Annotated in this window: 9 protein-coding genes; 2 read left to right on the top strand and 7 right to left on the bottom strand. The window is 61.2% G+C overall.

Annotated features, from left to right (window positions below; translation table 11 throughout):
* Positions 1-230: 230 nt before the first annotated feature.
* Genes AC1Q8Q_RS01480 through plsB form a run of 3 tightly spaced genes read right to left on the bottom strand, consistent with a single transcriptional unit; the run spans position 231 to position 3914 of the window.
* On the bottom strand, positions 231-920 hold the full coding sequence (locus AC1Q8Q_RS01480) for a DUF4197 domain-containing protein (RefSeq protein ID WP_020799634.1): 690 nt from the start codon (positions 918-920) through the stop codon (positions 231-233).
* 39 nt (positions 921-959) lie between these two features.
* Positions 960-1358, bottom strand: coding sequence for a YbaY family lipoprotein (locus tag AC1Q8Q_RS01475; protein WP_008058778.1), 399 nt, complete (start codon positions 1356-1358; stop codon positions 960-962).
* A 51-nt stretch (positions 1359-1409) separates the two neighbouring features.
* Positions 1410-3914 (bottom strand): glycerol-3-phosphate 1-O-acyltransferase PlsB, encoded by a 2505-nt coding sequence (gene plsB, locus AC1Q8Q_RS01470; RefSeq protein ID WP_033042059.1) that lies wholly within the window; start codon positions 3912-3914, stop codon positions 1410-1412.
* 164 nt (positions 3915-4078) lie between these two features.
* On the opposite strand from plsB, the gene AC1Q8Q_RS01465 reads away from it, so the two are divergent.
* Complete coding sequence (locus AC1Q8Q_RS01465) at positions 4079-4285, top strand: cold-shock protein (RefSeq protein ID WP_248679216.1); 207 nt, start codon at positions 4079-4081, stop codon at positions 4283-4285.
* Here the strand turns inward: AC1Q8Q_RS01465 and AC1Q8Q_RS01460 are convergent.
* From AC1Q8Q_RS01460 to AC1Q8Q_RS01445, 4 genes are all read right to left on the bottom strand, one after another.
* Complete coding sequence (locus AC1Q8Q_RS01460; protein ID WP_020799880.1) at positions 4282-4659, bottom strand: hypothetical protein; 378 nt, start codon at positions 4657-4659, stop codon at positions 4282-4284. The genes AC1Q8Q_RS01465 and AC1Q8Q_RS01460 overlap by 4 nt on opposite strands.
* An 84-nt stretch (positions 4660-4743) precedes the next feature.
* Entirely contained in the window at positions 4744-5553 is an 810-nt protein-coding gene (locus AC1Q8Q_RS01455; RefSeq protein WP_020799879.1) for a putative RNA methyltransferase, read from the bottom strand.
* The gene (gene dapE / locus AC1Q8Q_RS01450) at positions 5553-6704 is read right to left on the bottom strand and encodes a succinyl-diaminopimelate desuccinylase (RefSeq protein WP_020799878.1); all 1152 of its coding nucleotides are present in this window, start codon (positions 6702-6704) and stop codon (positions 5553-5555) included. The genes AC1Q8Q_RS01455 and dapE overlap by 1 nt, the downstream gene beginning before the upstream one ends.
* Positions 6705-6933: 229 nt before the next feature.
* Positions 6934-9525: a glycosyltransferase gene (locus tag AC1Q8Q_RS01445; protein ID WP_489327521.1), complete on the bottom strand. Its 2592-nt coding sequence runs from the start codon at positions 9523-9525 to the stop codon at positions 6934-6936.
* A 216-nt stretch (positions 9526-9741) separates the two neighbouring features.
* Between AC1Q8Q_RS01445 and tcdA the strand changes: the two genes are divergently transcribed.
* Positions 9742-10551 (top strand): tRNA cyclic N6-threonylcarbamoyladenosine(37) synthase TcdA, encoded by an 810-nt coding sequence (gene tcdA, locus AC1Q8Q_RS01440; protein WP_020799876.1) that lies wholly within the window; start codon positions 9742-9744, stop codon positions 10549-10551.
* Positions 10552-10586: the final 35 nt, after the last annotated feature.

Below are 10586 nucleotides of genomic sequence, written 5' to 3'. Positions count from 1 at the left end.
CTGGCCGACCTGCATCTGGCGGATGTACCTGATCCCCTGTGGGAGCGGGCTTGCCCGCGAAGGCGGCCTGCCAGCCGACCTGCATCTTGATCGTTCCCACGCTCTGCGTGGGAATGCCGCCGGGGACGCTCCGCGTTCCGCTGTCGACGCAAGGCTTGAGTCCTGCGCTGTGACGCGGAGCGTCACGGGATGCATTCCCACGCGGGCGTGGGAACGATCAGGGTGGTGGCTTAGAGCGTACCAAACACCTTCTTCGCCAAACTGGTCGCCGCCGCCGTCGGGTTCTGGCGGATGGTTTCTTCCTGTTTGCCGATCATTTCGAACAAACCGTTCAACGCCTGCTCGGTCACGTAGTTTTCGACGTTGGCACTCTTCGCGTCGATCACGCCCATGGTCGCGGCCTGCCCGGCGAATGAGTTGTACTGCTGGGCCAGGCCAACCTGGTCGGTGGCTTGCTTGACGATGGGCAGGAATTTGGCGCGGATTTGTTCGCGGCTGGTCTTGTTCAGGTACTGGGTGGCCGAGTCATTGCCGCCGCTGAGAATGCCCTTGGCATCGTCGACCGTCATCTTCTTCACGGCGTCGACGAGGATCGGTTGGGCCTGGACCACGGCGGTTTCCGCCGCTTTGTTCATGCTGGCTTCCAGTTGATCGACCTGATCGCCCATGCCGAACTGTTTCATTTTGCTGGCAACTTTGCCCAGTTTGCCCGGCAGTTCGATCTTCACGTCCGGGTTGTTGCTGAAGCCGCCCGGGGTGCCGAGTTGTTTCACCGCCAGTTGCGCGCCTTGGGTCAGGGCGTCCTTGAGACCGCCGGTGGCGTCTTTTTGCGACAGGTCGCTCAGAGACAGTGCCAGGGCGCTGGCAGAGATCATCAAGCCTGCGCACAGGCCGGCAAAACGGAGGGTAGGGCGGAGCATGGCAACTTCCTTTTTCAAAGACACTTATTTGAATAAGCTCTAGCGGGCCGCGTCAACGCGGACCTTCACGGGCTGCGGATCGGAGCCGTCCAGGCGCACGGCGTGATTTTCGGTGGTGATAAACAGCAGTTTGCCATCGACTTCGATGCGTGCGTTGATCGAGTAACGGTGATTGGGTTCGATCTTCAGCGGGTCGTAGCTCAGGTGGAACGGTAGCGGCACCTGGCCTTTGACCGGGCCACGTTGTTCGTCGATGACCTTGGCCGGGGCGTCGGCGAGTGAGATGTCTTGCAGGCTGACACTCAGGATTGCCGTCGGTGGCAGTGCAATGCGTTGCAGGTAGAAGACTTCGCCATCAAGGGATGCCTTGGGCGCGGGAGTCGGGTGCTGGCAGGCTGTCAGCAGCACTGCGGCTGCTATCAGAGAAAGCTTTTTCATTGGCAGATCTCCGTATCGACGGCACCAGAACCGACTGGCGCCTTGATCAATCTAGACGGTTTGTTCGGGCGTAGCGGGTTGGTCGGCGGCATCTTCACTGCGATGCAGCGCCACCTGACGGATCGACAAGCGAATCTCCGCCGGCAGCACCCGCTTCGCCGCACCTTCGGCCAACTCACCAAGCAACTCGTGATAGCTCAGCTTGCCGGCTTCATCGCGCTTGAGCACGTCCAGGTCCAGCAAAGTCTGGATGAAATGGCGGAACAGGCTCTTGTCGAAGAACTCCGGGGCGTTCAGGCCATGCAGGATCGACAGGCGCTGGGCCATGACCGTGCACAGGTCTTCCAGTTCTTCGGCGCTGATGCTGTTCTGGCCGCTGTTGAGCAGCAGGGACACCGTCATGTAGAAGCGCTGCAAGGTCTGGGCAATGCTTTTCGATAGCAGCGTCAACAGCACGAAATGCCGCGAGCTCGGGGCCGGACGCAGGTAGACGTCATTCTCGAAACGCAGCAGGCCTTGTTCGACGAACGCTTGCAGCCATTGGTCGATCACCCCGTCCAACTCGTCCAGCGGCCAGCGAATGAACAGTTCCGCTTGCAGGTAGGGGTACAGCGCACGGGTGTAGCGCAGGATCTGTTCGCGGCTCATGCGCGAGGCGCTCTGGAAGAAGCTCGCCAGCAGCGCCGGCAGCGCGAAGATGTGCAGTACGTTGTTGCGGTAGTAGGTCATCAGGACGGCGTTTTGCTCGTCCAGATAGAGAATCTTGCCCAACGCATCGCTTTGTTCCGAGAGCAGGTCCATGTCCTTTACATGCTCGATCAACGCTCGGCCATCACCTTCGGGCAGGGTGGTGTGCGGCGAGTACGGGACTTTGCGCAACAGCGCCAGGTACAGGTCGAGAACCCGCGCCATGGCGCGATCATCCAGGGCCAGGCGGCTTGTGGACAGCAGCGCCAGCGCGACCAGGTTGACCGGATTGATCGCCGCCGCTTCGTTCAGGTGCTGCGCGACTTTTTGACCAAGGCGGTTGGTGGTTTCGTTGAGCCAGGCGGGTTTGAACTGGGGACCCAGTTCCTGCTCGCGCCAGTCCGGCTGCTCGCTGTCGAGAAATTGCGCCAGTTTGATCGGCTCACCAAAGTTCACCGCGACTTGACCGAAGCGCTGCTTGAGCGCGCCGATGACCTTGAAGATGTCGAAGATCGATTCTTTCTTCTTGCTCGCGCCACGCAACTCGCCCAGGTAGGTCCGGCCTTCCAGCACGCGCTCGTAGCCGATGTAAACCGGCACGAAGACAATGGGCATGCGTGACGAACGCAGGAAGCTGCGCAGGGTGATTGCCAGCATCCCGGTTTTCGGTTGCAGCATGCGCCCGGTGCGCGAACGGCCGCCCTCGACGAAGTACTCCACCGGGAAGCCCTTGGTGAACAGGGTGTGCAGGTATTCGTTGAACACCGAGGTGTACAGCGGATTGCCCTTGAAGGTGCGGCGCATGAAGAAGGCGCCGCCACGGCGCAGCAGGCCGCCAATCCCGGGCATGTTGAGGTTGATCCCGGCGGCGATGTGCGGCGGGGTCAGGCCATTGCGAAACAGCAGGTAGGACAGCAGCAGGTAGTCGATGTGGCTGCGATGGCAGGGTACATAGATCACTTCGTAACCCGGGGCAACCTTTTGTACGCCTTCGATGTTGTTGACCTTGATGCCATCGTAGATTTTGTTCCAGAACCAGCTCAGCACCACTTCCATGAAGCGGATGGCGGTGTAGGTGTAGTCCGAGGCGATCTCGTTGCCGTACCGCAGGGCCTGGGCCTTGGCTTTCTCCGGCGAGATGTTCTCGCGCTCGGCTTCGTCGAGGATCGCCTGCTTTACCAGCGGCTGGTTGACCAGACCCTTGACCAGGTTGCGACGGTGGGAAATATCCGGACCGATGACCGCGGCTTTCAGGTTGCGAAAGTGCACCCGCAGAATTCGTTGGGCCATGCGCACGGTGCGCTCGTGACCTTTGTCGTGCTCGATCAGTTCACGCAGGTGGATCGGCGCGGAGAACTGCACGCGGGTCTTGCGCCCCAGCACGATGATGCTCAGCAGGCGGCGCAAGCGCCCGGTGACCGCCCAACTGTCGGCGAACAACAGTTTCCACGGGCTGTTTTCGCTGTCCGGCGACTGCCCCCAGAACACGCTGACCGGAATGATCTGCGCATCTTCGGCGGCGTTCTGGCTCAAGGCACTGACCAGGCGGGTCAAGGTGGGCGGTGCGCCGCGCTTGTCCTGGCGCCCGAGCCAGTCCGGGTCCGGTGTCAGGTAGAAGAACGCGGCCGGTTCCAGCAGGTTGCCCACCGATACCGGCAGCACCGGACGCGGCAGGCCGGCCTTGGTGCATTCGGTGTCGACCACGGCCAGGTCGGTCAACGAAGGATTTTGCAGGACGTAGAACACCGGGCGACTGCGGTCGAGGTTGAGGGTGAACGACGACTGGTTGATCGTCTCCGAGCGAACCCAGAGGTACAACAGTCGGCGCAGGGTGCCAAACACAAGACGGCGGAACGGGGAGCGGGTCATACGGCTTCTGCGTGAGTGAATAAAACCGAGCGTTTGCTCGGGCGGGAGACAGTGTGCCGGATTCGTCGAAAATCGGCAAAAAAGCACTCAACCAATCTGTAGTTGAGAGTTTCTGCGCCTGTCATATACTCGGGCGCTCAAAATAAAAACAAGGGGGTACTGAGATGGCAACGCGCGAAACCGGCAATGTGAAGTGGTTCAACGACGCCAAGGGCTACGGTTTTATTCAACGCGAGGACGGGGTGGACGTGTTCGTGCATTACCGCGCGATTCGCGGCGAGGGACACCGTTCGCTGACTGAAGGCCAGCAGGTCGAGTACGGGGTGGTGACCGGCGAGAAGGGTTTGCAGGCTGCGATCTTTGGCGGTTAAGCAGTTTTCCAGGTGATCTCTTCTTCACCATCGGCGCTGATGCGAATCCAGCGATCCGCCGTCTCTTCACCTTCTTCCTCGACCCAGCTACCCGGTGCGCAGCGCACTTCGACGTTCAACGCTGCAAAGGCGGCGCGGGCGCAGGCGATGTCGTCTTCCCACGGCGTCTGATCGCTTTCCAGGTACAGGCTGTTCCACTTTCCTACGGCCTTGGGCAACCAGGTCACCGGCACGTTGCCGGCCTTGCACTTGTAGGTCTGGCCTTTCTGGACCCAGTCGGTGCACGGGCCCAATGCCGCGCCGAGCCAGGCCGAGATGGCCTTGTGGTCGACGTCGGCGTCTTTCAGGTAAATCTCGATATCGGGTTGGCGCATGGATGTCCTCACTGCGTGTCTGAAAAATCCATTCGCGGATTTAGCCGGTCTTGAGCCGTTGCCCAAGACCAAAAATGGTTGAAGTTATTGAAGTACGAAGTAATCGTAGCGCATCGATACGGTGACTTCGAAAGGCTCGACCTGCTCAATGACTGCTGCCCGGCGCTCGGCACTGGCGCGCCAGCCGTGGGGGGTCATGGCCAACAGGTTCGCCCGGTCCTGACCACTGGCAAGCGTCAGTTTGAACGTCAGGGTCTCGCTGTGAGCCAGCGCCATGCCTTCAGGCACCAGGTCCAGGTGCTTGTCGTCGATGTACTCGCGGACTTCGTCGTACAGCCGCTCACGCAGCTCCATCAGGTGGCCGCTGGTCGGACCGACTTTCATCAGGCCGCCGCCGGGGCTGAGCAGGCGCTTGGCTTCGTCCCAATCCAGCGGGCTGAAGACGCTGGCCAGGAACTGACAGCTGCCCGATGCCAGCGGCACGCGGGCCATGCTGGCGATCAACCAGGTGAGCTTGGGGTTGCGTTTACAGGCGCGCTTGACCGCTTCCCGGGAAATGTCCAGGGCGTAGCCGTCGGCGTCCGGCAAGGCGTCGGCGATTTGCGCGGTGTAATAGCCCTCGCCACAACCGATATCGATCCAGCGCTGTGGCGCGTAACTTGCCGCCAGTTCCGCCAGGCGCTTGGCCACCGGCGCGTAATGGCCGGCGTTGAGGAAGTCGCGGCGGGCTTCGACCATCGCCTGGTTATCCCCAGGATCGCGGCTGTTCTTGTGCTGCACCGGCAACAGGTTCAGGTAACCCTGGCGCGCACGGTCGAAACGATGCCCGGCGGGGCAGGCCACGCCGTTGTCCACCGCGCTCAGCGGTTCACTGCAGATCGGGCAAGCGAGCATCAGGCGAGCAACTTGATCAGGGTCTGGTAGTAGATTTCGGTCAACACATCGAGGTCGGCCGCCAGCACGCGCTCGTTGACCTGGTGGATGGTCGCGTTGACCGGCCCCAACTCGACCACTTGCGTGCCCATGGTCGCAATGAAACGGCCGTCGGAAGTGCCACCGCTGGTGGAAGCCTGGGTTTCACGACCGGTGATGTCCTTGATGCTCGAGGACACGGCGTCGAGCAGCGCGCCCGGTTCGGTGAGGAACGGCAGGCCGGACAGTGCCCAGTCGATGTGCCAGTCCAGGGCATGCTTGTCGAGAATGTCGGCGACACGCTTTTGCAGGCCTTCGACGGTCGACTCGGTGGAGAAGCGGAAGTTGAATACGGCGACCAGGTCACCCGGGATGACGTTGGTCGCGCCGGTGCCGGAGTTGACGTTGGAAATCTGGAAACTGGTCGGCGGGAAGAAATCGTTGCCGTGGTCCCAATGCTCGGCGGCAAGTTCCGCCAGCGCTGGAGCGGCCAAGTGGATCGGGTTCTTGGCCAGGTGCGGGTAGGCCACGTGGCCCTGTACACCACGCACGGTCAGCTTGGCGCCGAGGGAACCGCGACGGCCGTTCTTGACCACGTCACCGACCAGGGTGGTGCTCGACGGTTCGCCGACGATGCACCAGTCCAGGCGCTCCTTGCGTGCGACCAGGCGTTCAATCACGGCCTTGGTGCCATGGTGCGCCGGGCCTTCTTCGTCGCTGGTGATCAGGAAGGCGACCTTGCCCTTGTGATCCGGGTAATCGGCGACGAAACGCTCGGCGGCCACGGTCATGGAGGCCAGGCTGCCTTTCATGTCTGCCGCGCCACGGCCGCAGAGCATGCCGTGTTCGTCGATGACTGCGTTGAACGGATCGATCTGCCAGGCGGTCACGGGACCTGTCGGCACCACGTCGGTGTGACCGGCGAAGCAGAGTACCGGGCCGTCGTGTTTGCCGTGGGTGGCCCAGAAGTTATCCACATCTTCGATGCGCATCGGTTCCAGCATGAAACCGGCATCGCCCAGGCGCTGCATCATCTGCTTCTGGCAATCGGCGTCGACCGGCGTCACGGACGGACGGCGGATCAGGTCGATGGCGAGTTGAAGGGTCGGCGAAAGGTCGGCGTGGGCCGTCATGGGAAACTCCGGAAATCATGAATGTGGGCGCGGACCCACTGTGGGAGCGAGCCTGCTCGCGAAGGCGGCGTGTCAGTCAACATAAACGTTGATTGTTACAACGCCTTCGCGAGCAGGCTCGCTCCCACAGGGATCAGGTCCGGCCATTGGGCCGTAGCCCCTGCAAAATGGCGGTTATCTTAAAGCAAAACGGCGACCATTGGCCGCCGTTTAGTGCATCGGTGAAGATTTAGACCGCTGGCGCCGTTTCGGTTTCGGCGGTCGGCTTCGGCAGGGAGGAGAGGAACGCCATGATCAGCGCCGCCAGGTACGGCAGCGACTGTACCAGCAGCATGGTTACCCAGAAACGCATGTCGTTGCTCGGCATGCCGTTCACCAGGTAGATCCCCAGGGCCGCGCCCCACAACAGCAGCATGATGAACACCTCTTCGCGGGCCTCGGAAATCGCCACCCAGAAGCCGTGGTTATCGGCATTCTTAGGCGTGCGGAAGAACGGAATGCTGCTGGTGAAGAAACCGTACAACACCGCCTTGGCGATGGTGTGCGACAACGCAAGTCCCGCCAGTGCCGCGCAGAACGCATCCTTGAGGTTCACGCCCACCGCCCGTCGGTAGAGGAAGATGATCTTGCCGACCTTGAACACGAACAGCGCCAGGGGCGGGATCGCGAAAATCAGCAACGGCGGATCGACCCGCTGCGGCACGATGATCATCGCCGCCGACCACAACAGCGCGCCGACAGTGAAGAAGATGTTCATGCCATCGGCGACCCACGGCAACCAGCCCGCAAGGAAGTGGTAGCGCTGGCCGCGGGTCAGCTCGGTGTCCTTGCCGCGCAGCAGGCTGCGGGTGTGACGCTTGATGATCTGGATCGCGCCATAGGCCCAGCGGAATCGCTGTTTCTTGAAGTCGATGAAGGTGTCGGGCATCAGGCCCTTGCCGTAGCTGTCGTGGTAATACGCCGCCGACAGGCCTTTTTCAAACACTCGCAGGCCAAGCTCGGCGTCTTCGCAGATGCACCAGTCGGCCCAGCCCAGTTCCTCGAGCACCGAGCGCCGGGTCATGGTCATGGTCCCGTGCTGGATGATCGCGTCACGGTCGTTACGGGTAACCATGCCGATGTGGAAGAAGCCTTTGTATTCCGCGTAGCAGAGCTTCTTGAAGGTGCTTTCGTTCTGGTCGCGGTAATCCTGCGGCGACTGCACCACGGCGATTTTCGGGTCGGCGAAGTGCGGCACCATGTGCTTGAGCCAGTTGGGGTGCACGCAGTAATCGGAGTCGATCACCGCGATCACTTCGGCATCCTTGGCGGTGTGGGGGATCAGGTAGTTCAGCGCACCGCCCTTGAAACCGGCCAAGGGTGCGACGTGGAAGAACTTGAAGCGTGGGCCGAGGGTTTCGCAGTAGTCGCGCACCGGTTCCCAGACCGCCGGGTCCTTGGTGTTGTTGTCGATGATCAGGACTTCGAAGTCCGGATAGTCGAGATTGGCCAGGGCGTTGAGGGTCTCCTTGACCATCTCCGGAGGCTCGTTGTAGCACGGCACATGGATCGAGACTTTCGGTCGATAGTTCGAATCACCGACCACCGGCAGGAATTCCCGGCGCCGTTTGTGGATCCACACGGCTTCGGCCAGTTCGTGGGCCTCGGTCAGCAACACGATGAACACCCCGAGGGCACCAAGGGCGAGCAGGAAGCCCACCGTCAGGCTGAACCAGGTGCTGTATTGCTGGCTGTAGTCATAACCGATCCAAACCAGCACCGAACCGCAAAGGAACGCGATAAAAGTCAGGAAGGTGCGACCACGCTGGCGCAGGGCCGAGCCGTCGATCATCAGCAGGGTCAGCGACAGCAGCGCCAATACCACCGAGCCAACGGCCAGCACGCGCCATTGCGGGATCGCGACCACCGGGCCTTCGAAGTTGAATTTCTGTTGGCGTGCGGCGTTGAACACACCCCAGTAGGCGCCTACCGAACCTTCGTCACTGGCCTTCCACGGCTGGTCGAACGCTTCGATCACGAAGTAGTTGAAGCCCTGGCGGTTGAGCTTGTTGACCAGGGTTCGCAGATAGATCGCCTGGTCTGCCGGCGACGCATCGGCGCCGCCGCGCATGCGGCCGTTGCTCGGCCAGCCCACTTCGGAGAGCAGTAGCGGTTTTTTCGGGAACATCTTTTTCAGGTCGCGGGCCCGGTCGAGGACGAACTGTCCCGCCTTGTCCATCGGGATGAACTCCCAGTAAGGCAGCACGTGCGCGGCAATCAGGTCGACGTGCTTGGCCAGTTCCGGGTGTTCTTCCCAGACGTGCCACTGTTCGGACGTAGTCACCGGCACCTTCACAGCGGCGCGAACGCGATCAAGGATCACACTCAGTTCGGCAGCGGTGATTTCCTTGCGGAAAATGGCTTCGTTACCTACAACGACGCGCACGACGCTGCGCGAAGAATTGGCGATTTCGATGGCACGGGTGATTTCCCGCTCGTTGCGTTCCTGGTCCGGGCTGATCCAGATCCCCAGTGTCACCCGCAGGCCAAACTCTTCCGCCAGCTTGGGAATGTTTTCCAGCGTACCGTCGACCGAGTAAGTACGGATGTTGTCCGTCAGCTTGCTCATTATCTCCAGGTCACGACGCATTTGATCGTCGGTTGGGTACTGCTCCTTCTGTGGGAATTGACCCTGCTGGAAAGGTGAGTACGAGAAGCCGGAGATCTGTTCGGGCCAGTTGGGAGCGGTCACCGGGCGATTGATCAGCGCCCAGAAACCGGTAAACAAGGCAGCGATGGCGAGCACCACCACCAGGTTGAGTCCAAATTTACGCGATGACATAGTTATTTCGGGTTCCAAAGACTGTGGAACGAAGGAACGGTCGGACCGCCAAGGGGGGCGAATCCTACACTAGGCATTCTCTGAACCTATAGCGGACAGGGAATTACCCGACATTGGGCAATTCACTTTCACATTAGTTCTTACACTTACCGCTCGAACCCTAAAATTTCGTGCGACGAAGCCCTATACTGCGCGCCGGTTTTTGAGGTGATGGTCATGAGTACAGAAGATCCGCGGTTTGCAGGCATCGCCCGTTTGTATGGCATCGAGGGCCTTGAGCGCCTGCGCGCGGCGCATGTGGCGATTGTTGGCGTCGGTGGCGTCGGCTCCTGGGCGGCGGAAGCCATGGCCCGTTGCGGTGTCGGCGAGATCTCGTTGTTCGACTTGGACGATGTCTGTGTCAGCAACGCCAACCGCCAGTTACACGCATTGGACAGCACCGTCGGCAAACCCAAGGTCGAAGTGATGGCCGAGCGCTTGCGCGGGATCAACCCGGATTGCACGGTGCACGCGGTGCCGGATTTCGTCACCCGCGAGACCATGGCCGAGTACATCACGCCGAACATCGACTGCGTGATCGACTGCATCGACAGCGTCAACGCCAAGGCGGCGCTGATTGCCTGGTGCAAGCGGCGCAAGATCCAGATCATCACCACCGGCGGCGCGGGCGGGCAGATCGATCCGACGCTGATTCAGGTCTGCGACCTAAACCGTACGTTCAATGATCCGCTGGCGTCGAAAGTGCGCTCCACCTTGCGCCGCGACTATGGCTTTTCGCGCACCGTGACCCGTCATTACAGCGTGCCGTGTGTGTTCTCCACCGAGCAACTTCGCTACCCGAAACCCGATGGCAGCATTTGCCTGCAGAAGAGTTTCGTCGGTGATGGTGTGAAGCTTGACTGCGCCGGTGGTTTTGGCGCGGTGATGATGGTGACGGCGACCTTCGGCATGGTCGCGGCGACCAAGGCGGTGGACAAGATCGTGGCGGGTGTGCGACGGCCGGCGGAGCGCGTCAAACCTTCCTGACGCCGATCATTCCACGCAGAGCGTGGGAACGATCA

Source organism: Pseudomonas sp. GW823-FHT06B06, from assembly GCF_058795195.1.
This window is presented reverse-complemented; position numbering and strand designations above follow the sequence as displayed.

Bases quoted from the DNA above. Each gene is read 5' to 3' on its own strand.
- AC1Q8Q_RS01480 (WP_020799634.1), bottom strand. From the start codon at position 920: ATGCTCCGCCCTACCCTCCGTTTTGCCGGCCTGTGCGCAGGCTTGATG.
- AC1Q8Q_RS01475 (WP_008058778.1), bottom strand. From the start codon at position 1,358: ATGAAAAAGCTTTCTCTGATAGCAGCCGCAGTGCTGCTGACAGCCTGC.
- plsB (WP_033042059.1), bottom strand. From the start codon at position 3,914: ATGACCCGCTCCCCGTTCCGCCGTCTTGTGTTTGGCACCCTGCGCCGA.
- AC1Q8Q_RS01465 (WP_248679216.1), top strand. From the start codon at position 4,079: ATGGCAACGCGCGAAACCGGCAATGTGAAGTGGTTCAACGACGCCAAG.
- AC1Q8Q_RS01460 (WP_020799880.1), bottom strand. From the start codon at position 4,659: ATGCGCCAACCCGATATCGAGATTTACCTGAAAGACGCCGACGTCGAC.
- AC1Q8Q_RS01455 (WP_020799879.1), bottom strand. From the start codon at position 5,553: ATGCTCGCTTGCCCGATCTGCAGTGAACCGCTGAGCGCGGTGGACAAC.
- dapE (WP_020799878.1), bottom strand. From the start codon at position 6,704: ATGACGGCCCACGCCGACCTTTCGCCGACCCTTCAACTCGCCATCGAC.
- AC1Q8Q_RS01445 (WP_489327521.1), bottom strand. From the start codon at position 9,525: ATGTCATCGCGTAAATTTGGACTCAACCTGGTGGTGGTGCTCGCCATC.
- tcdA (WP_020799876.1), top strand. From the start codon at position 9,742: ATGAGTACAGAAGATCCGCGGTTTGCAGGCATCGCCCGTTTGTATGGC.